At 67.1% G+C, this 19,862-nt stretch carries 16 protein-coding genes and 4 pseudogenes; 9 read left to right on the forward strand and 11 right to left on the reverse strand.

Features of this window, described 5'->3' with window-relative positions; translation table 11 throughout:
• Positions 1–180 precede the first annotated feature (180 nt).
• Positions 181–984, reverse strand: a complete 804-nt coding sequence (locus tag Q1A87_RS20770; protein ID WP_299656005.1) for a DeoR/GlpR family DNA-binding transcription regulator — start codon at positions 982–984, stop codon at positions 181–183.
• Positions 985–1,034: 50 nt separating this feature from the next.
• Positions 1,035–1,373 carry a hypothetical protein gene (locus Q1A87_RS20775; protein WP_299656008.1) on the reverse strand — a complete coding sequence of 113 codons (339 nt, stop codon included), beginning with the start codon at positions 1,371–1,373 and terminating at the stop codon, positions 1,035–1,037.
• Positions 1,374–1,455: 82 nt separating this feature from the next.
• Between Q1A87_RS20775 and Q1A87_RS20780 the strand changes: the two genes are divergently transcribed.
• Genes Q1A87_RS20780 through Q1A87_RS20795 form a run of 4 tightly spaced genes read left to right on the forward strand, consistent with a single transcriptional unit; the run spans position 1,456 to position 6,153 of the window.
• Positions 1,456–2,925, forward strand: a complete 1,470-nt coding sequence (locus Q1A87_RS20780; protein WP_299656011.1) for a fucose isomerase — start codon at positions 1,456–1,458, stop codon at positions 2,923–2,925.
• A complete protein-coding gene (locus Q1A87_RS20785) occupies positions 2,922–3,740 on the forward strand; it encodes a transketolase (protein WP_299656014.1) in 819 nt (272 codons plus the stop codon). Before Q1A87_RS20780 ends, Q1A87_RS20785 begins: the two co-directional genes overlap by 4 nt.
• The gene (locus Q1A87_RS20790; protein ID WP_299656017.1) at positions 3,740–4,693 is read left to right on the forward strand and encodes a transketolase C-terminal domain-containing protein; all 954 of its coding nucleotides are present in this window, start codon (positions 3,740–3,742) and stop codon (positions 4,691–4,693) included. The genes Q1A87_RS20785 and Q1A87_RS20790 overlap by 1 nt, the downstream gene beginning before the upstream one ends.
• On the forward strand, positions 4,690–6,153 hold the full coding sequence (locus Q1A87_RS20795; protein WP_299656020.1) for an FGGY family carbohydrate kinase: 1,464 nt from the start codon (positions 4,690–4,692) through the stop codon (positions 6,151–6,153). Before Q1A87_RS20790 ends, Q1A87_RS20795 begins: the two co-directional genes overlap by 4 nt.
• Positions 6,154–6,529: 376 nt before the next feature.
• Here the strand turns inward: Q1A87_RS20795 and Q1A87_RS20800 are convergent.
• The 6 genes and pseudogenes from Q1A87_RS20800 to araD all read right to left on the reverse strand — a co-directional run bounded on the left by Q1A87_RS20800 (position 6,530) and on the right by araD (position 13,736).
• Positions 6,530–7,060, reverse strand: a pseudogene (locus Q1A87_RS20800) (IS6 family transposase).
• A gap of 624 nt (positions 7,061–7,684) precedes the next feature.
• The gene (locus Q1A87_RS20805) at positions 7,685–8,395 is read right to left on the reverse strand and encodes a ribonuclease activity regulator RraA (RefSeq protein ID WP_299656023.1); all 711 of its coding nucleotides are present in this window, start codon (positions 8,393–8,395) and stop codon (positions 7,685–7,687) included.
• 23 nt (positions 8,396–8,418) lie between these two features.
• Positions 8,419–9,471: an SMP-30/gluconolactonase/LRE family protein gene (locus Q1A87_RS20810; protein WP_299656026.1), complete on the reverse strand. Its 1,053-nt coding sequence runs from the start codon at positions 9,469–9,471 to the stop codon at positions 8,419–8,421.
• Between the two features lie 56 nt (positions 9,472–9,527).
• A complete protein-coding gene (locus Q1A87_RS20815) occupies positions 9,528–11,057 on the reverse strand; it encodes an aldehyde dehydrogenase (NADP(+)) (protein WP_299656029.1) in 1,530 nt (509 codons plus the stop codon).
• Entirely contained in the window at positions 11,050–11,979 is a 930-nt protein-coding gene (locus Q1A87_RS20820) for a dihydrodipicolinate synthase family protein (protein WP_299656032.1), read from the reverse strand. Before Q1A87_RS20820 ends, Q1A87_RS20815 begins: the two co-directional genes overlap by 8 nt.
• Before the next feature lie 14 nt (positions 11,980–11,993).
• A complete protein-coding gene (araD, locus tag Q1A87_RS20825) occupies positions 11,994–13,736 on the reverse strand; it encodes an L-arabinonate dehydratase (RefSeq protein WP_299656034.1) in 1,743 nt (580 codons plus the stop codon).
• 242 nt (positions 13,737–13,978) lie between these two features.
• Between araD and Q1A87_RS20830 the strand changes: the two genes are divergently transcribed.
• The 4 genes from Q1A87_RS20830 to Q1A87_RS20845 all read left to right on the forward strand — a co-directional run bounded on the left by Q1A87_RS20830 (position 13,979) and on the right by Q1A87_RS20845 (position 18,084).
• On the forward strand, positions 13,979–15,022 hold the full coding sequence (locus tag Q1A87_RS20830) for a hypothetical protein (RefSeq protein WP_299656037.1): 1,044 nt from the start codon (positions 13,979–13,981) through the stop codon (positions 15,020–15,022).
• Positions 15,023–15,100: 78 nt separating this feature from the next.
• Positions 15,101–15,520 (forward strand): tripartite tricarboxylate transporter TctB family protein, encoded by a 420-nt coding sequence (locus Q1A87_RS20835; protein ID WP_299656039.1) that lies wholly within the window; start codon positions 15,101–15,103, stop codon positions 15,518–15,520.
• 12 nt (positions 15,521–15,532) lie between these two features.
• Positions 15,533–17,038, forward strand: a complete 1,506-nt coding sequence (locus Q1A87_RS20840; protein WP_299656042.1) for a tripartite tricarboxylate transporter permease — start codon at positions 15,533–15,535, stop codon at positions 17,036–17,038.
• Positions 17,039–17,106: 68 nt separating this feature from the next.
• Positions 17,107–18,084, forward strand: a complete 978-nt coding sequence (locus Q1A87_RS20845) for a LacI family DNA-binding transcriptional regulator (protein ID WP_299656048.1) — start codon at positions 17,107–17,109, stop codon at positions 18,082–18,084.
• A gap of 213 nt (positions 18,085–18,297) precedes the next feature.
• Here the strand turns inward: Q1A87_RS20845 and Q1A87_RS20850 are convergent.
• The 3 pseudogenes from Q1A87_RS20850 to tnpB form a co-directional block, all read right to left on the reverse strand.
• Positions 18,298–18,488, reverse strand: a pseudogene (locus tag Q1A87_RS20850) (IS5/IS1182 family transposase); the annotation flags it as partial.
• Positions 18,489–18,532: 44 nt separating this feature from the next.
• Positions 18,533–19,093, reverse strand: a pseudogene (locus Q1A87_RS20855) (transposase); the annotation flags it as partial.
• An 86-nt stretch (positions 19,094–19,179) separates the two neighbouring features.
• Positions 19,180–19,419 (reverse strand): annotated as a pseudogene (gene tnpB / locus Q1A87_RS24305) (IS66 family insertion sequence element accessory protein TnpB); the annotation flags it as partial.
• Between the two features lie 203 nt (positions 19,420–19,622).
• On the opposite strand from tnpB, the gene Q1A87_RS20860 reads away from it, so the two are divergent.
• The gene (locus Q1A87_RS20860; protein ID WP_299656045.1) at positions 19,623–19,811 is read left to right on the forward strand and encodes a hypothetical protein; all 189 of its coding nucleotides are present in this window, start codon (positions 19,623–19,625) and stop codon (positions 19,809–19,811) included.
• The last annotated feature ends 51 nt before the right edge of the window (positions 19,812–19,862 follow it).

Raw genomic sequence — 19,862 nt, forward strand, 5'->3', positions numbered from 1 at the left:
CGTTGATGCCTCAGGCGGCCGCTGCGTAACCAAGGCGGAAATCCACTCAAGAAACGCCCGGAACCTGTTCAGACAAACCGAGCCACCTCTACCGGCATCCTTAATTACCTTTCGACTACTTCCTTTGCCTTTCGTCATGTCGCGAAACGCTAGGCTTGAAGTGTGATCGCCTAGGCGGAATCACGCGATCAGCATCTCGATCCCCAGGCGCTCGAAGGCCTGCGCGTCGGCATCGTCGATCCCGTCGTCGGTGATGAAGGTATTGACCACCTCAAGGTCGCTTAGCCGCGTAAAGGAGGCGCGATTGATCTTGCTGGAATCGGCAACAAGGTAGGTGTGTGTCGCGGCCCGGATCATCGCCTGCTTGAGCCGGAGGTCGGCGAAGCTCGGATAGGTCAACCCCGCCTCGATGGCGACGCCTGCCGTGGCCAGGAACAGCTTGCTGGCGAGGACGTCGCGCAGGTATTCGACCGCCTTGTCGCCCGACAGTGACAGCGTCGGCGCCTTGAACTGCCCGCCCGGCATGTGCACCGCGATGCCGGGTACCGCGCCGAGAACGAGCGCGATGTTGAGCGCGTTGGTGATCACCGTCAGGTCGCGGCGGTCCACAAGACGGGTCGCCACCTCGGTCGTGGTCGAGCCCGCGTCGAGGATCAGGCTCTCCCCGTCTTCGACGAGCGAGGCGGCCAGGGCGCCGATCCGGCGCTTCCGGTCCATGTTATCGCTGTGCTGGAGCGAGAGCGTGCCGACCTGGCTTCGCAGCGTGTTTAGGAAGGCGCCGCCGTATTCGCGGGTGACGTGCCCCTCCCGCTCGAGCCGTTCCAGATCCTGCCGGATCGTGACCTCGGAGACCTGAAACGCCTCGGAGAGATCGCGCACGCGGGCGGAGCCGTCCTCTTGCAGCCAAGCGAGGATGTGGCGCCGCCGCGTCTCCGACAGCAGGCCGGGTTGCCGCCGACGTCGCGTCTCGGCCATCCGTTCCATGCGCGTGTCCCCGCTTTCGATCGTCGCCGGGTTCTGACGTCCCCGGACGCTCAATGCAATGCGGCCTGTTGGCGGAGGATCACCCGCGCCTCGAGCCGGCTCTGCGCCTGGTCGACGACCACGGCGGCGATGATGACGAGACCCTTGATCACGGTTTGCCAGAAGGTCGAGACGCCCATCATCACGAGTCCGTCGGACAGGATGCCAATCACGAAAGCGCCGACGATGGTCCCCGCGATCCGGCCGCGCCCACCCGATATCGACGTGCCGCCCAGAACGGCCGCCGCGATCGCGTTGAGCTCGAAAGTCTCGCCGGTCGCGGGATGCGCGGCCTGGAGCTGGGACGCGATAATGAGGCCCACGAGCGCCGCGCAGAAGCCCGAGAACATGTAGGCTCAGTTCGAAGACGCTACACCGAATAAAACGAAAGCAAACGAAAGTTACTTTCGGCTCGAGGAAGGGGAGGTCGTCGTGCAGCGGACCATACATCGCAGGATCACGTTCGGCGTGGTGATCGGATCGCGCGCGTTCTTCAGTCCGGCGCCGTGCCGGCAGGCGCGCAACGAGGTCCTGTCCCAGCTCGAGGCGCTCGACGTCGACGTAGCGATCCTGCCCTATGAGGCTACCGAGAACGGCGCCGTCCAGTCCGTCGCCGACGCCGAGCTCTACGCCCGCCATTTCCGCGACAACGCGAAGCGGATCGACGGGCTGGTGATTTGCCTCCCGAATTTCGGCGACGAAATCGCGGTGGTCGAGCTCGTCACCCGCGCCGGGCTCGACGTTCCAATCCTGCTGCAGGCCTCCAACGACGAGAACGACCGCGTCGACGTCCATTCCCGCCGCGACGCCTGGTGCGGCAAGATCAGCGTCACGAACAACTTCTACCAGTACGGCATCCCCTTCACCGAGCCGTCGGCCCATACGATTGACATCGCGGGCGAGGCCTTCCGCGCAGATCTCGAACGGTTCGCGGGCGTGTGCCGGGTGGTGAGGGGCATCCGCGGCGCCCGGCTCGGCGCGATCGGCGCGCGGACCGGGCCGTTCCAGACGATGCGCTATTCCGAGAAGCTGCTGCAGCGCGCTGGCGTCACCGTGGTGACCGCCGACCTGTCGGAGCTGATCGGGCGTGCCGGCACGCTCGCCGACGATGACGGGGAACTCCAAGCGAAGATGGAGAAGATCCGCGGCTACGGTACGATCCCCGCGCATATTACCGAGGACCAGCTCCGGACGCAGGCCAAGTGGACCGTCACCGTGGACCGCTGGATCGAGGAGAACGGCTGCGACGCCTCCGCCATCCAGTGCTGGCGCTCGCTGCAGGACAATTTCGGCTGCGCGACCTGCGTGACCATGTCGATGATGGGCGAGGAACTGATGCCCTCGGCCTGCGAGGTCGACGTGATGGGCGCGGTCAGCATGTACGCGCTTGCGCTGGCCTCCAAGGCGCCACCCGCGATCCTCGACTGGAACAACAATTACGGGCGCGAGGCCGACATGTGCGTGGCGACGCATTGCGGCAACTTCCCGAAAAGCTTCACCGGCGCCACGCCCGAGATCGGTGAGCTCGACGTACTGGGCGAGGTGATCGGGCGGCCGAAGTGCTTCGGCGCCGTCAAGGGCAAGGTGCGGGCTGGTCCGATGACCTATTTCCGCGTCTCCTCCGACGACGGCGCCGGAACGCTCAAGGCCTATCTCGGTCAGGGCGAGTTCACCGACGATCCCTACGGCATGGACGGGGGCATCGCCGTCTGTCGCGTACCGGAACTGCGCCGCCTGATGGGCTTCGTCACGCAGCAGGGCTTCGAGCATCATGTCGCGATGGTCCGCGGCCACCATGCGGACGTCCTCCACGAGGCACTGACCCGTTATCTCGGCTGGCCGTTCTACGACCACGACACCCCGCCCGAGCCGCAGCTCTTCCATCCCCGGAGGCCCCGATGACCGACCGATCCAACACACTCGCGACGATCCGCGACAACGCGCTTTGGATGCGCCGGCGGTCGTTCGAAATGGTACATCGCGCGCGGCTCGGCCATCCGGGCGGCGACTTCTCGGCCACCGACATCGTGGCGACACTGTTCTTCGGCGTTCTACGCTACGATCCGAAACAGCCCGACAAGCCCGACCGCGACCGCTTCGTCATGTCGAAGGGTCATGCGACGGGGGTGATCTATACCGCACTCTGTCGGGCGGGGTACTTTCCCGAGGACTGGCTCGAGACCTACATGGGTCCCGACTCGCGCCTGAGCGGCCATCCGAACCGTCTTTACGTGCCGGGCGTGGAGGCGAATACCGGGCCGCTGGGCCACGGCCTGCCGATCGCGACGGGCATCGCCATTGCCGGGCAGATCGACGGCGCCGACTACCGCACCTTCGTGCTGACCGGGGACGGCGAGTTGCAGGAGGGTTCGAACTGGGAGGCGGCGATGACGGCCGCCCACCGCCGGCTTTCGCGGCTCACCGTCATCGTCGACCGCAACCGTCTGCAACAGGGTCAGGGCACAGAGGAGACCTCGGCCCTCGACCCCCTGCCGGAGAAGTGGCGCGCGTTCGGCTGGGACACGGTGGAGGTGGACGGCCACGATCATGCGGAACTGGCACGCGTGCTCGGCGCGGAGCCAACCGACAGGCCGCGCTGCGTCATCGCCAACACGGTCAAGGGCAAGGGCGTGTCGTTCATGGAGAACCAGGCCAACTGGCATCACGGCGTCCCCGACGATGATCAGTTCGCGCAAGCCATGGAGGAGCTCGTCTGATGGCACAGGCCGCACCCGTCCAGAAGGACTTCAAGGATTGCCGCAACGCATGGGCCGCGACGCTCGAAGCGCTTGCCGGCGAGGACGAACGCATCGTCGCGGTCGTCAACGACTCGATCGGTTCCTCCAAGCTCGGTGGTTTCGCGAAGGCCTATCCGGACCGGACCGTCAACGTGGGGATCGCCGAGCAGGTGATGGTGGGCGTCGGCGCGGGGCTCGCCAACGGGGGCAAGGTCCCATTCGTCTCCGCCGCCGCCTGCTTCCTCACGGCGCGGGCGCTGGAGCAGATCAAGGCGGACGTCGCCTATTCCGGCTACAACGTGAAGCTCGTCGGTCAGTCTTCGGGGATCGCCTACGGTGAACTCGGCGCGACCCACCATTCGATCGAGGATCTGGCCTGGCTGCGCCAACTCGGACAGATCACCGTGATCGTTCCCGCCGATGCCTGGGAGACGGAACAGGCCGTCCGCTGGGCCGCCCGGCACGAAGGGCCGGTCTTCATCCGCGTCTCGCGCATGCCCGTGCCCGATCTCGACATCTCCGACCGCAGCTTTCAGCCCGGTCGGGCGGAAATCGTGCGGGCCGGGGACGACATCGCCGTGATCGCCTGCGGCACCACGGTTCATCTGGCTGCCGCAGCCGCCGACATGTTGTCGGACGAGGGCATCTCCGCGCGTGTGCTCAACATGGCGACGGTCAATCCGCTCGACGAAGCCGCCGTGTCGGATGCGGCCGCGACCGGCGCCATCGTCACCGTAGAGGAGGCGCATGTGCGTGGCGGGCTCGGCGGCGCGGTGGCGGAATGGACCGCGGCGAACCACCCCGTCCGGGTGTCCCGCATGGGGTTCGACGGGTTCCGGCAGACCGGCTCGATCGCGCATCTCTTTGGCGCGGCCGGTCTGTCGCCGGAGGGGATCGCGGCCGAAGCGCGCAGGACCATTCAAACCGGATGACCCGCATCCTCGCCATCGACCAGGGCACGACGAACACCAAGGCCCTGCTCTTCGACGCGAGGCTTCGCGTCCTCGCGCGGGCGAGCCGTCCGGTCGCGTCGCACTACCCGGCCGACGGCTGGGCCGAGCAATCGGCCGAGGATATTTGGCAGAGCGTCGCGGATGCCATTGGCGCGCTCGTTTCCGAAACCGGCGCCGAGGGGATCGCGGCCATCGCCATCGCCTCGCAACGCGAAACGCTGGTGGTCTGGGATGCGGCAACCGGGCGCCCCGCCGCCCCGGCGATCCTGTGGCAGTGCCGGCGCACCGCCGATGCCTGCGCCCGGCTCGCCGCGGACGGCCACGGGGCGGCCGTCGAGGCGGCGACGGGCCTCGGCCTCAACCCGCTCTTTCCCGCCTCCAAACTCAGCTGGATTCTTCAGAACGTGCCCGCGGCCCGCGATCTAGCAGCTGCCGGACAGCTCCGCGCCGGAACCGTCGACACCTGGCTGCTGTGGAACCTCACCGGCGGCGCGCGTTTCGCCACGGACCATTCCAACGCCGCGCGGACGCTTCTCTTCGACACGGGCAAGCTTGAGTTCAGCGACGAGCTTTGCGCACTCTTCGACGTCCCCCGGACCGTCCTGCCCCGGCCGCAGCCCTCCGACGCGCGCTTCGGGGAGACGGCCGCGGGTGCCACGGCCCTGCCCGCCGATGTGCCGATCCACGCAATGATGGGCGACAGCCACGCCGCGTTCTACGGCCACGGCATCCGCGTGCCCGGAGAAGTGAAGGCGACCTACGGCACCGGCTCCTCGCTGATGACGATGGCCCCGCAGCGCACCAGCTCCGCGCACGGTCTGTCTGGCACGATCGCCTGGAGCGCGGGGGGCGAGACCGCCTACGCGATCGAAGGCAACATAACGGTCTCCGCCCATGCCGCCGCCTTCGCCGCGCGAATGCTGGGCCTCGATGATGCCGCGGCACTGGCGGAGCTCGCGCGGACGGTCCCGGATGCGGGCGGGGTGACGTTCGTGCCGGCATTGGCCGGGCTCGGCGCGCCGCACTGGGACGACGCGGCGCGCGGCACTGTGGGCGGGCTCTCGCTCGGCTCCGCGCCCGCCCATCTCGCGCGGGCCACCTTCGACGCAATCGCCCATCAGGTCGCGGACGTGTTCGAGGCGATGGAGCAGGATACCGGGCAGCGCCTCGCCGCGCTGCGCGCCGATGGCGGCGCTTCGGGCAACGACTGGCTGATGCAGCTTCAGGCCGACATTCTGGGCCGTACCGTCATCCGCAGCGACATCGCCGAGATCGGCGCGCGAGGTGCAACCGCGATGGCGCTCGCCGCGCTCGGTCACGAGGTGCCGAACGCGACAGTAAAAACCATGACGTGCTTCATGCCCACCACTGACGTCGAAACACGCTGCGAGATGCGTGCGAGGTGGCATCGGGCTCTCGTGCAAGCTCGCATTGGGTGATGTCTTGAACTGATATGGTGGACGCCCCCATCCCCGCGGCATCACGTATGCCGTGACAGTTCGACAGGAACTAAGCGGAGGGTGCACTGATGGACGACCAAGATCAGCATGGTGGGGATCGATTTGGCGAAGGGCAGCTTCCAAGTCTGCGCGACGGGAGCTCTTGGAATGGCCGTCGATCACGGCGATCAAGGCCGACATCGACCACCTGCTGCAGCGGACCAACGCCGCCATCGCCGCGCGCGACTGCCAGATTGCCGGACTGCAGGCCCGCAGCTGGATCCCCTTCGCGGCCATCGGCGCTCTCGTCCTGGTGGTGATGACGGGACTGTTGCATTGTTCGGTTTGGGCCCAACCGGCCTGTCGCGTTCGTCCCTCAAGCCGCCGCTTCGAACAGAGTCTGGACAAAGGCGATCTCACCACGAACTCCCGGCTGCTTGTTCAGGAAGTGGCCGTGCTTGATGGTCCGGATCGTCTCGATCGCGGTGATTGTTGCCTTCGCTGCGCGCAGCGATCGGAAGGATTGCGGGGTTCCAAGCAGTCGCTTCAGCGCGGCGTGATCGCTCTCGATCCTGTTGTTTCGCCACTTCCGGTCGATGTGGGTGATGCTGTCGAAGTGCGGGTTGTATCGGTGGTTCAGGTCCTGAATGACCTTGCGATATCCCGGCACTCTGTCGGTGCAGATGGAGACAGACCGTTAGAGCCGTACCTGGTCGATTGCCTGATTGAGAAATGCTTTCGCCGCCTTCGCATCCCGCTTGGCCGTCAGCCTGAAGTCGATGAACTGGCCCTTCTGGTCCACGGCACGCCAGAGATAGCGCCACTTGCCACCGACCCGGATGTAGGTCTCGTCGACATACCAGTTCAGCCCGCGCCAGCTTCTATGACTGTAAGCGCGTTGCGCGATCGATCATAATCCCGCGCTCTCGCTGACGTCCTAGTACAAGAGTGGAAACCGGCAGTACCAACGAACCGCAAGCAGGACAACGTCTGGTGGAAACCGATGGCCCTTGAACGGATTGCGAGGCATGCCTCTCTCCCTCCTTGCTGGTGTCTCGCTTCAATTTTTCAGCTCGAACCTCTACCCACAGGTTCCTAGTCGCGGCGCTGGCGCGGTTGGTAACAGAGATCGTCAAGCTCGATGCGGAGATCTCCTGCTGCACGAGCCAGTCGACACGACCATCCCCCCAGGCAAGCTGACCTTCCTTATCTTCGGGATCCTAGCCGGATTCGAGCGTACTTGGATACACGACCTGAACCACGCCGGTCTCGCAGCCGCCCGCGCCCTGGGCCGACCAGGCTGTTGCCATTCTCTGGGCCAATCCCGAGTGTGCCCTTGCCGTTCGCCATTACAATCAGCGCCAGACGCCCTTCGACGCATCCGCGACATAATGGGGATCTGGAAATGACCCAGCTACGCCTGCGCGGCGAACGGTGTCATCAAAGGCCCGCCAGTCAAATTGCGCTGCAGGAACAGCGCCATGAAGCATGGCCTGCCACAAGTCGTCAAATGTGACAGCGAGCAGTGTCTTTAACGACCCTGCGCCGCACGCCATTCGGCGAAGGCGGCCGCGTGCTCCTTCTTCGTCTGGGGATAGAGGCCGATGATGGTCTCGCCCGCACGCACACGCTCCATGACGAAATCCTCGTAGGCCGTCATCTCGACCGCCTCCGTCGCGATCTCGTCGGCGATCTCGTGCGGGATGACGATGACGCTGTCGTCGTCGCCCACGATCACGTCGTTCGGGAAGACCGGCGCATCGCCGCAGCCGATCGGCTCGTTCAGAGCAATCGCCTCGTTCACGGTGAGGTTCGTCGGGCTGGCGGGCCGGGTGTGGTAGGCGGGCATGTCGAGCGCGGCGATGTTCATCGCGTCGCGGAAACCGCCGTCGGTGACCACGCCCGCCGCGCCGCGCATCATCAGGCGGGTGATGAGAATGTCACCGGCACTTGCCGCCGCGGCGCTCTTGCGGCTGTCCATCACGAGGACGTGGCCCGGCGGGCAGGTCTCGATCGCCACGCGCTGCGGATGCTCGGGGTTGCGGAACTCGACGAGCTGGTTGCGATCCTCACGCGCCGGCATGTAGCGCAGCGTGAAGGCCGGCCCGACCATGTTGCGTCCCTTGTGCCCGACCGGGCCGACGCCCTGGATCACCTGATGGCGCAGACCCCGCTTGTAGAGCGCGGTGGCGAGCGTCGCCACCGAGACCCCCATCAACTTTTCCCGGGTTTCATCGTTCATGTCTTCGTCCTTCCTTGGTGAGCTCACGGCAGGTTCGCGCCCTGCGTATTGACGTAAACGGCGTAGAGGGAGTGGCTTGCCGCCATGAACAACCGATTCCCGTGACGCCCGCCGAAGCACAGGTTGGCACAGCGCTCGGGCAAGTGGATATGCCCGATGGCGCGGCCCGACGGGTCGAAGATGCGAACCCCGTCCAGCACCTCCGGATCGGCCTCGGGCGCGCCCGTGCTGCCCCAGCCGCACCAAAGGTTGCCGTCCACGTCGCAAGCCATCCCGTCTAGGGCGCCGTGTTCCGTCGCGACGACATGCCTGCGCTTGTTCGCGAGCGTGCCGTCGGCGCCGACGTCGTAGGCCCAGACCAGCCGGTCCGGCGCGGCGCGTCCCTCGACGATGTAGATGACCTGGCGGTCGGGCGAGAAGACGATGCCGTTCGGACCCTTCAGATCGTCGAGAACGAGTTCGAGCGTTCCGTCAGGCGAAATCCGGTAGACGCCGTGGAAGTCGATCTCCGGCTCGGCCTTCTCGCCTTCGTAGGAGTTCGAGATCTGGAACGGCGGGTCGGTGAACCAGATCGCCCCTTCTCCATCGACGGCGAGGTCGTTGGGCGAGTTGAGCCGCTTGCCCTCGTAGGCGTCGGCCAGAACCGTGACCGAACCATCGTGCTCGGTGCGGGTGACACGGCGCATCCCGCCCTCGCAGGTGACGAGCCGCCCTTCCAGGTCGCGGATATTGCCATTCGACCAGCCGGAGGGGCGGCGGAACTCGCTGGCCGTACCGGTGACTTCATCCCAGCGGATCATGCGGTCGTTGGGGATGTCGCTGACGAGCAGGTAGCGTCCGTCGCCGAACCAGACCGGACCCTCCATCCAGTCGAAGCCGGTGGCAAGGCGCTCCACACTGCTGTTGAAGATGCGGTAGGGCGCGAACTCGGGCTCCAGAATCTCGATGGCCGGATCGGGATAGCGCAGCGAAGGCGCCCAATCCGCTGCGGCGCGTCCCCCGGTCAGGCCCATGGCCGCCATCGCGACCCCGCCACGCAGGACGTAGCGACGTCCCCGATCGATGATCTCGTCCAAGTCATTCTCCCCCCAATGGCGCGGCCGGCGGAACGCTCCACCGGCCATCCGCCTCGTCAGTTTCGCAGATCCTCGGGCAGAAGCGCCTCGGGGATGTTCTGGTAGCAGACCGGGCGCAGGAAGCGGCGGATCGACAGCGTGCCGACGCTGGTCGCGCCGAAATTGGTCGAGGCCGGATAGGGCCCGCCATGCACCATCGCGTCCGACACCTCGACGCCGGTCGGGTAGCCGTTGGCCAGCACCCGCCCCGCCTTGCGCTCGAGGATCGGCAGGAGGCGACGGCCGAGTTCGGCATCGTCGTCGTCCATCTGCAACGTCGCAGTGAGCTGCCCCTCGAAGCCGCGGGCGAGCTTCTCCATGTCGTCGGGCCCGGCGACGCGCACCACGAGGCCGAGCGGCCCGAACACTTCCTCGCCGAGCGCGTGGTCCTGCAGATAGGCCTCCGTCTCGGTCTCGTAGAGGTTCGGGCTGGCGTTGCGGCCTTCCTGTTCCGTCTCGAGCACGGGGCGCACGGCGTTGCGGCCGTCGAACCGCGCCTTGCCGTCGCGATAGGCCTTGGCGATGCCGTCGGTCAGCATGGTCTGCGGTCCGACCTCCGCCAGCGCGGCCTTCGCGGCGGCGACGAAGGCGTCGCCCGCCTCGCCGGTCTCGATCACGGCGATGCCGGGATTGGTGCAGAACTGCCCCGCCCCCATCGTCAGCGATCCGGCCCAGCCCTTCCCGATCTCCGCGCCCCGCGCCCGGGCGGAGGCGGGCAAAACGAACATCGGGTTCACCGAGCCGAGCTCGCCGTAGAACGGGATCGGCTCGGGCCGCTGCGCGCAGAGATCGAAGAGCGCGCGGCCCCCGGCGAGAGAACCGGTGAAGCCCACGGCGCGGATCAGCGGGTGCTGCACCAAGGCTTGCCCGACCTCGCGCGTGCCGCCCTGAATCATGGAATAGACGCCGGCGGGCATGCCGGTTTTCTCCACCGCCTCGAGGACCGCCTCGGCGACGATCTCGGCGGTGCCGGGATGCGCGGAATGACCCTTGACCACGACCGGGCATCCGGCGGCCAACGCCGCGGCCGTGTCGCCGCCCGCGGTCGAGAAGGCGAGCGGGAAGTTCGACGCGCCGAAGACGGCGACGGGGCCGATCGGGCGCTGGATCATCTTGAGGTCCGGGCGCGGCAGCGGCTGCCGGTCGGGCAACGCTTCGTCGTGGCGCCGGTCGAGATAGTCGCCGAGACGCAGATGCTCGGCGAAGAGCCGCAGTTGCCCCGTGGTCCGTCCGCGCTCGCCCTGGAGCCGTGCCTCGGGCAGCCCGGTCTCCTGCGTGCCGATCATGGTGATCGCGTCGGCCCGTGCCTCGATCGCGTCGGCGATGGCATCGAGAAAGGCCGCGCGGGTCTCCCGGTCGGTGTAGCCGTACGCCCAGAACGCCTCTTCGGCCGCTTGGGCCGCGCGGTCGACATGGGCGGGGGTGCCGACGGAGAAGTCGTGCGCCGCGTCGGCCACGGCCGGCTGCGACGTGAAGGTGCTGTCGCCCTCGACCCATTCGCCCGCAATGAGATGCCGGCCATGCGGCGTGAAGGTATCGTCAAGCATGGCTGTGTTCCTTTTCCCTGGAATGGACGAGGCCGTTCGAGGCAAGGAAGTTCCGCATCTTCTCCTGCTGCGCCTCGGTGAGCGGCCAAGCCGAGGGCGGCCGGGTTTGGCCGCAATCGTGGCCTTGCGCAATCAGCGCGGCCTTGACCCCGGTGACGTTGGTGCCGTTCAGTTCCTCTGCGCGGATGTCCTCGAAGGCGCGCATCCCCGCGATCAGGCCGTTGGCCTCCGCGAAATCGCCGCCCTCGAGCGCGGCATGGATCGCGACGGAGCGTTCCGGCCAGACATTGATGAGCCCCGAGGTGAAGCCGCGCGCACCGACCGCATAGAAGCTGGGTGCCCAGACCTCGGCCAACCCGCCGACCCAGGTGATCGTGGGGTCGCAGGCGGCGATGGCGGCCGCGAGGCGCATGGGGTTCGGCGTCGCCCATTTTACGCCCTTCACGCCGGGCAACTCGCAGAGCGCCTGAATCCCGTCCGTGCCGATGGCGTCGTTCCGCAGGTAGAGCATCACCGGCAGCCCGCCCGCCGCCTCGCTCACCGCGCGGACGTAGTCGACCGTGCCGCGCGGCGCGACGAAGGGGTCGGGCGGCTGGTGGATCATCAGCGCGCTGGCCCCCGCCTCGGCGGAGACCTCGGCCAGCCGGCAGGCATCGCGGATGCCCCGGCCCACCCCGGCCAGAAGCGGCGCGCGACCGTCGACCATCGCGGCGACCTCCCGCACCATCGTGCAGGACTCATCGGTGGTGAGCGCGTAGAATTCGCCGGTATTGCCGTTGACGACCGGCATGTGCACCCCCGCCCCGAGCGCGCGGTCGAGGATCGGCGCAAGCCGGTCGGGCGCGATCTCGCCCGCGTCGTCGTAGGGCGTGACGAGGATGCCGGAGATGCCGGCAAGCGCGCGATCGAGGTCGTGGGTCATTCAGGCCTCCGGGCTCAATAGATGTCGGGCTCGCCAGCGGCCGCGCCGTGGCCTCGCTGGAGATAGTCGAAGTCGCAGCCGGTATCGGCCTGCCCCACATGCTGCGAGAACATCCAGCCCCAGCCGCGCTGGAACTTCGGCTCGGGCCGGACCCAGGCCGCCCGGCGTCGTTCGAGCTCGTCCTCCGCCACCAGCATGTCGAGCGTCCGGTTGGGCAGGTCCATCCGCACGATGTCCCCCGTGCGCAGGAGCGCCAGCGGCCCGCCGACGAAGCTCTCGGGCGCGACGTGCAGGACGCAGGCGCCGTAGGACGTTCCCGACATCCGCGCGTCCGAGATCCGCAGCATGTCGCGGTGGCCCTGCTTCACCAGCGCCTTCGGCAGCGGCAGCATGCCCCATTCCGGCATGCCCGGCCCGCCCAGCGGCCCCGCGTTGCGAAGTACCATCACGTGGTCGGGCGTGACGTCGAGGCTCTCGTCGTCGACCGCCGCCTTCATTTCCGGGTAGCTGTCGAAGACCAGCGCCGGCCCTTCGTGGACATGGTATTTCGGGTCGCAGGCGGCGGGCTTGATCACCGCGCCATCCGGGCAGAGATTGCCGTGCAGCACCGCGAGCGAACCCTCGTGATAGACCGGGTTCGAGAGCGGGCGGATCACGTCGTCATTGTAGACGACCGCACCTTCGAGGTTCTCGCCCAGCGTGCGGCCGGTGACGGTGAGGCAGGACGTGTCGAGCCGTTCCTCCATCTGCTTCATCAGCGCGCGCAGCCCGCCCGCGTAGAAGAAGTCCTCCATCAGGTAGTCCTTGCCCGACGGGCGCACGTTGGCGACGAGCGGCGTGGTGCGGCCGAGCGCGTCGAGATCGTCGAGGGTCAGGTCCACGCCCGCCCGCCGCGCCATCGCGATCAGGTGGACGACCGCGTTGGTCGAGCAGCCCGTCGCCATCGCCACGATGGCGGCGTTCTGCACTGCGCCCCCGGTGACGATTCGGTCGGGCGTCAGCCCCTCCCACACCATGTCCACGATCCGTCGGCCGCATTCCGACGACATCCGCTGGTGCCCGGCATCGGGCGCGGGGATGGACGAGGCACCGGGCAGCGTCAGCCCCATCGCGTCGGTGATGGCCGTCATGGTCGAGGCGGTGCCCATCGTCATGCAGGTGCCGACCGAGCGCGCGATCCCGCCCTGGATGCCCAGCCATTCCGCGTCAGAGATGTTGCCGGCCCGGCGCTCGTCCCAGTACTTCCAGGCGTCCGATCCGCTCCCGAGGATGCGCCCCGCGTAATGCCCGCGCAGCATCGGCCCGGCCGGCAGGTAGATCATCGGCACGCCTGCGGTGATCGCCCCCATGACGAGGCCCGGCGTGGTCTTGTCGCATCCGCCCATCAGCACGACGCCATCGAAGGGATGCGAGCGGATCATCTCCTCCGTCTCCATCGCCAGCATGTTGCGGTAGAGCATCGAGGTCGGCTTGGTGAAGCTCTCGTCCACCGAGAGCGACGGCATCTCGAGCGCGAAGCCCCCGGCCATCTGCACGCCGCGCTTCACGTCCTGTGCCCGCTCGCGGAAATGGCCGTGGCAGGAATTGATCTCCGACCAGGTGTTCAGGATGCCGATGACCGGCCGGTCGCGGAACTCCTCCTCGGCATAGCCCAGCTGCATCAGCCGCGAGCGGTGCCCGAAGCTGCGAAGGTCGTCGGGCGCGAACCAACGGGCGCTGCGAAGCCGGTCGGACGTAACTCGGTGATCGTTTGCCATCTGTCGCCGCCTCCGAATGCTTCGGTTCTCGTATGCGTATACATGGCAGCGGCGTCAAGGTCGGCCGGATACAGTTGAAGCGACAGATCACTGAGTGAACGCTGTTCGGAAACCCGCTGCAATGTTTCTCGGGGTTGACAGATCGGCCATGTATGCGCATTCTTTAGCGCCAGCCGGGAGGGAGGACCTGCCCGGAGAGAAGGAACCAACGACCGGCCGGTTCCGGCCAGGGGAGGAATCAGATGTCTGTTACCCGCCGTCTTCTGCTGAGCGCCGTCGGCGCCGCACTCGTCACCATGCCCGTCGTGGCCGAAGCGCAGAACTTGCCTCGCAACGTCCGCATGGTCATCGGCTCGTCCTCGACCGGGGGCGACACCTACCAGAACGCCTCGATCCTGGCCGATGCTTTGAGCGAGCATCTCGGCGTGAACGTCCGCGTCGATCCGGTCGGTGCGTCCGAGGCGTTCAAGGCGCTCGCCCGCGACAGCCGCGGCACGACGATCATGATGCATCACGACCAGTCCTACCTGCAGGAACTCTACGGCGTGGAGGGATCGCCCGACATCTTCGAGGAGTTCACGGTCGGGCCGACCATCTCGGTCAATCCGGGCAACGCCTATCTCGTCCCCGCCGACAGCCCCTACCAGACGATGGAGGACGTCCTCGCGGCCGCCGAGGCGGGCGAGCGAGTGCGCGTCGCGATCCAGCCGGGTGGCGTCTCCGAGATCGGTTTCACCGCCATGCGGAACGCCGCGCGGATGCAGGCTCCGGGTTCCGAAGAGAACATCGTCCCGGTCAACACGGGCGACCAGGCCGACAAGAACCAGGCGATGTGGGACGACCTCGCCGACGTCATCAACGGCTCGATCCAGGCCAACGAGCAGTTCACCCAGCTGCCCGAGGACGACCCGACCGCGATGCGCTTCATCTGGATCACCGCAACGCCCGAAACGCTGAACCAGGCGCCCGAGGAAGGCCTCGGCGAGACCGACCGCGCGGAGATGCTGACCTACGCCGCCCCCGAGGTCTCGGTACCAATGACGGCGGAGGAGAACTTCACTTTCGACAAGGAGTTCTTCCTCATGTTCAACTCCGAGACGGACCCGGCCCTGATCGAGGCGATCGACACGGCGATGGACGAAATCTACGCGGAAGGCGACATTCAACAACGCTTCCTCGACGCGTTCTTCACGCCCGAGTACCGCCCGATGGCGGAGGCGCAGGAGCATCTGCAGTCCAAGAACGACGATTACGAGACCATCATCTCCGAGCTGAAATCCGAATAGGCTCCGTCCGCATCCGGGCCCGGCCGCTCGCACGCGGCCGGGTCCCTGTCGCAACGCCGCGCCGCAGGGGGAGAGCGGATGGACAACCTGACCCGGGTGACGATCGACTTCGACACCTCGCACCTGATCTTCCCGACCATCATCGCCATCGTGCTGGGCCTGCTCGGCCTCGCGATCCTCGTCCGCGACCGCGCAGCGATCCTAGGGTCGGGCCGGATGTGGGCGACGACCTTCCGGGCGATGGACAAGACGCGCTTCTTCGGCGCCCTGGCCCTCACCATCGTCTACTTCCTGCTGATGGTGCCGGTCGGGAACATCTGGCCGAATGCCGGCTACGGCTTCCTCATCTGCTCCGTTCCCTACGTCGTGGCGCTCGGCCTGCTCTTCATGCATGCGCGCACGCCCGCCGCGATCGGCGCCATGCTCGCCGTCGCGGTGATCGCGCCGCCGCTGATCTGGTGGCTGTTCTCCGAGATCTTCTTCCTCACCCTGCCGTAGGACCCCGCCGCCATGGATCTCCTCGCCCACCTGATCGACCCGTGGTTCCTCGGCCTGATCTTCGGCGGCACGCTGATGGGCATCGTGTTCGGCGCGATCCCCGGCATGACCGCGACGATGGCCGTGGCCGTCTGCCTGCCGCTCACATTCTCGCTGGGCCTCGTCAACGGCCTCGCGCTGCTGCTCAGCCTCTACGTGGGCGGCATCACCGGCGGCCTCGTCCCGGCGATCCTGCTCGGCATTCCCGGCACGCCGTCGTCGATCACCACGACTTTCGACGGCTTCCCGATGGCCAAGCGCGGCGAGGGCGAGCGGGCGCTCAAGATCGCCATCATCGCCTCCGTCGTTGGCGGGCTCGTCTCGCTCGTGGCGCTCTACTTCTTCGCGCCGGTGCTGGCGCAGTTCGCGATCAAGTTCTCCTACGTCGAGAAATTCCTTATCATCTTCTTCGCGCTGACCGTCATGGCGGCGCTGTCGAAGGACATGCTGCTCGGCATCTTCTCCGGCGTCCTCGGCATTTTCCTGTCGCTCATCGGCACCTACGACATCACCAACGGCGGCAACGGCCATACCCGCCTCATCCCACCGGGCATGGAGTACTGGCTCGACGGGGGCTTCGCGCTCCTGCCGGTGCTGATCGGCATCTTCGGCGTCACCGTCATCCTCGAGGAAGCGGAGCTCGGCATGCCGCGCGGCCAGTCCCTGAAGGACATCGAGGTCGGCCCGCATTCGCGCTTCTCCTTCTCGGTCTTCCGGGGGCAATGGGTGAATTTGCTGCGCTCCGGCGGGATCGGCACCTTCGTCGGCATTCTGCCGGGCGTCGGCGGCTCGGCCGCGTCGATCCTCTCCTACACGGCGGCCAAGACGACCTCACGCCACCCCGAACGCTACGGCAAGGGGGAGCCCGCGGGCGTCATCGCGTCGGAAGCCGGCAATAACGGCCTGACCGGCGGCGCGCTTGTGCCGCTCCTGTCGCTCGGCATTCCGGGCGATTCCACGACCGCGCTCCTGATCGGCGCCTTCGCGCTGCAGGGCATCCAGGTCGGGCCGCTCTTCATCAGTCAGAACATCGACACCTGGAACGCGATGATCGCCGCGATGCTCATCTCGAACCTGGTGATGCTTGTCGTCATGTTCTTCGCGATCCGCTGGTTCGCGATGGTGATCGCCGTGCCGAAGCAGATCCTCTACCCCTTCATCCTGATGATGTGCGTGATCGGCGCCTACACGATCAACTACGGCATCATCTTCGACGTCTGGACGCTGCTCATCTTCGGCGTGTTCGGCTGGATTATGGCGAAGCTGCGGCTGGAAGTGGCCCCGTTCATCATCGGCTTCATCCTGGGGCCTGCGGCGGAGATCTACTTCGTCAAGAGCCTCGAAAGCTTCGGCGACCTGGCGATCTTCTTCACCAAAAGCTGGATCGCGGTCGTGCTGTGGGTCCTCATCGTCGCTTCCGTCGCGGGCTCCATCGCCATATCACGGCGCAATGCGCGGATGGGCGAACCCTCCGCCTGATCGCGGATGGAGTATCAGACCCAATGAAGGCCGGTGCAGCACGATCTTCCAGTCCCCGCCGGGTGACGATGCACGACGTGGGCCGTATTGCCGGCGTCAGCCAAGTCACGGTCAGCCGCGCGCTAAGCGACCCTTCCAAGGTCTCGCCGGAGACATTGACGAAGGTGATGGGCGCAGTCGAGGCGACGGGCTTCGTGCCGAACGCGATCGCCGGGGCCCTCGCCTCGCGCAAGTCCCGGCTGGTCAGCGCCCTGGTCCCGTCGATCACCAACGTCGTCTATTCCTCGATGGTCCGCGCCTTCTCCGAACGCCTGCGCGCGCATGGCTACCAGATCCTCCTCTCCGAGACCGGCTTCGCCCCCGAGGCGGAGGAGGCGACGGTGGTGGCGCATCTGTCGCGCCGGCCGGATGCGATCATGCTGACCGGCATCCAGCATACGCCCCAGGCCCGACGGCTCCTGCTCGCGGCGGGGATCCCCGTGGTCGAACTCTGGGACGTGTCCGACAGCCCGATCGACCTCTGTGTGGGCTTCCACCATGTCGATGCCGCCCGCGCCGCAGCCGAGTTCGCGCGCGACCGCGGCTACCGGGTCGCCGCCACCGTGACCGCGGCCGACGAGCGCGCCTGCCGCCGCCGGACAGGCTTCGCCGAGCGCTTCACCCGCGACACCGGCAACCCGGTGCCGGATTTCGATACCGGCGGTGCGGCCAGCATCGCCGCCGGCCGGCAGGGGCTGGCGGGCCTGATCGACCGGCACGGGATCGGCGGGGGGCTGATCTATTGCAGCTCCGACATCATCGCCCACGGCGTGATGATCGAGGCGCAGTCGCGCGGCCTGCGCATTCCCGACGAACTTGCGGTGATCGGCTTCGGAGATCAGGAATTCGCCCGTCATCTCGAACCCGCCCTGACCACGGTGCGCATCGACCTCGCCCAACTGGGCCAGAGCGCCGCCGACGCCGTGCTGTCGCGTCTGGACGGCCAGACGCCCCCCTCCCCGGTCATCGACCTCGGCTTCGAGATCGTCGCGCGCGCCTCGGCCTGAGCGCTTCCGCGTCGCGAGCGTTGACGATGTGACCGCCGAAACGACCGTTCGCGCACCCGGCTATCGTTGCATGTTCCACGAACGCTTCGTGCCGGATACTCTGCAGCGCGCACTCGGTAAGGGTTTGGGCGTCTCGCCTCATCATACCTGGGAACGTGCTGTCCGGGCTTGTGGCGGCAGTTGGGTTCGAGCCTGAGGTCCCCCCCGACTTCGGGCGACGGTTTCGGTGTCCGCCATTCCGAGGGCCGAACATTGATTCATGATGGCGATGCGGACCTGGATTTCGGCGGTCTGGCGGTCTGGCGGTCGGGATCGCGTGACACGATCCGCTCTCCGAAGAGCTACAGGCGGATCGTCCGGGCCTCGACACGACTTCGGACAGAGTATCCCTCATTTCTTCGAAAGGACTCGTCCGAGATACTTCTCAAGCATCCGGCGCAGGCCGCGGTCACGTGGCTTGGCGACGCTCTGAGGTTCGCCGGTTCCACGGGAGCAGGACCGGCACCTGCGCGGCAGTCATCCGGGCAGTGACGATCAGGGAATACATGAAGGCGGCGCGGTCGCCGGCGCGGGCGGAGCCGGCGAAGCGCCATGACTTCCGGTCGAGGGCGACGCCGCGCGGGGCCTCTTCGGCCGCGTTGTTCGTGAGGCATATCCGGCCGCCGTCGAGAAAGCGGGGGAGGCTTTCCACCAGTCGTCCTTGACCATGCAGGCGATCGCCTTTGCGTCGGGATCGTGCCTCGACCTCGAGCCCTGCTCGGTGCGCATCCAGTCGTGAAGTTCATCGACCAGCGGCCGGACCAGGCGCTGCCGTGCTTCGAACCGCACAAAGGCATCCCGACGATTGATGCTACGCTCCACGTCGAAAATCGCGTCGATCCGGAGCACCGCTTCCAGCGCGACAGGCGAGATGTCGTGGGCCGGCTTTCTCTTCGGGGGCCTTCTCCTCGATGTCAGCCAGTTCGAAGAACTTGCGCCGGACGTGGCTCCAGCACAGCGCGCTGCACAACGGGCCGCAATCACGGCGCCGAGACAAGGACTGTTGCTTCCGCCATAGGCGTTCGTCGGGAAAGCCCTCCACTGGACACCGAGCTGGGCCGAGGGGATTTGCAAAGCCTCGCCGCTCCCGCCTGCCGGCCAGATGAACTTCCCCGCCTCGAGCCGCTTCGTTAAAAGCGACATGCCGACCCCGTCGTGCCAGAGCAGCTCGACCGGGCCGCCCTTACGCTCGCGAAAGCAGAAGACTTCGCCGATATGGGATCGCGTCCGGGACCTTGCTGGACTTGGAGCGCCAGCGCTCCTCTGGGGCAGGCTGCGCTTACCCTGTCGGACAATGGGTCATGCCGCGCTGCATATCCGTCACCCCGCCGGCGATCCGAACGTGCATACCCGCCGGAACGGCGATCATCGGCCGTCGGTAACCGGAAGCAGCCGCGCCAACGCCTCCGGGTCCACGTCGACCGGCACCACGAGGCGCCGCCCGTTCCCCGGAACGATCTCGAACTTGTTCTCCGGCCATCGACGCCCGGGACGCCTCGATGGCCGAGGCCGGCGCCGCAGCAGAAATCGCGACCTGCGTGAACATCGGCATGCGCATCGCCCAGCGTTCACCACTGCGAAATCGCCCCCGCGATGTCGTCGACAAGGACCGGAAGATCCCGTGGCATCGCGCCGTGGCGCTGGCTTGGCGATGCCCGACGAAGGTAGTGCCCCAACGTGTGGTGTAGGAGCGCCGACCTTCGGAGAGGTCCGAGCCTGATCAGGTTGCCACGGCGGGC

Origin of the sequence: uncultured Jannaschia sp. (assembly GCF_947494055.1) — a bacterium.
Classification (GTDB): domain Bacteria; phylum Pseudomonadota; class Alphaproteobacteria; order Rhodobacterales; family Rhodobacteraceae; genus Jannaschia.

Coding starts and splice junctions, on each gene's coding strand:
- Q1A87_RS20770 (WP_299656005.1), bottom strand. CDS start 984: ATGGAACGGATGGCCGAGACGCGACGTCGGCGGCAACCCGGCCTGCTG.
- Q1A87_RS20775 (WP_299656008.1), bottom strand. CDS start 1,373: ATGTTCTCGGGCTTCTGCGCGGCGCTCGTGGGCCTCATTATCGCGTCC.
- Q1A87_RS20785 (WP_299656014.1), top strand. CDS start 2,922: ATGACCGACCGATCCAACACACTCGCGACGATCCGCGACAACGCGCTT.
- Q1A87_RS20790 (WP_299656017.1), top strand. CDS start 3,740: ATGGCACAGGCCGCACCCGTCCAGAAGGACTTCAAGGATTGCCGCAAC.
- Q1A87_RS20795 (WP_299656020.1), top strand. CDS start 4,690: ATGACCCGCATCCTCGCCATCGACCAGGGCACGACGAACACCAAGGCC.
- Q1A87_RS20805 (WP_299656023.1), bottom strand. CDS start 8,395: ATGAACGATGAAACCCGGGAAAAGTTGATGGGGGTCTCGGTGGCGACG.
- Q1A87_RS20815 (WP_299656029.1), bottom strand. CDS start 11,057: ATGCTTGACGATACCTTCACGCCGCATGGCCGGCATCTCATTGCGGGC.
- Q1A87_RS20820 (WP_299656032.1), bottom strand. CDS start 11,979: ATGACCCACGACCTCGATCGCGCGCTTGCCGGCATCTCCGGCATCCTC.
- araD (WP_299656034.1), bottom strand. CDS start 13,736: ATGGCAAACGATCACCGAGTTACGTCCGACCGGCTTCGCAGCGCCCGT.
- Q1A87_RS20830 (WP_299656037.1), top strand. CDS start 13,979: ATGTCTGTTACCCGCCGTCTTCTGCTGAGCGCCGTCGGCGCCGCACTC.
- Q1A87_RS20835 (WP_299656039.1), top strand. CDS start 15,101: ATGGACAACCTGACCCGGGTGACGATCGACTTCGACACCTCGCACCTG.
- Q1A87_RS20840 (WP_299656042.1), top strand. CDS start 15,533: ATGGATCTCCTCGCCCACCTGATCGACCCGTGGTTCCTCGGCCTGATC.
- Q1A87_RS20845 (WP_299656048.1), top strand. CDS start 17,107: ATGCACGACGTGGGCCGTATTGCCGGCGTCAGCCAAGTCACGGTCAGC.
- Q1A87_RS20860 (WP_299656045.1), top strand. CDS start 19,623: ATGGCCGAGGCCGGCGCCGCAGCAGAAATCGCGACCTGCGTGAACATC.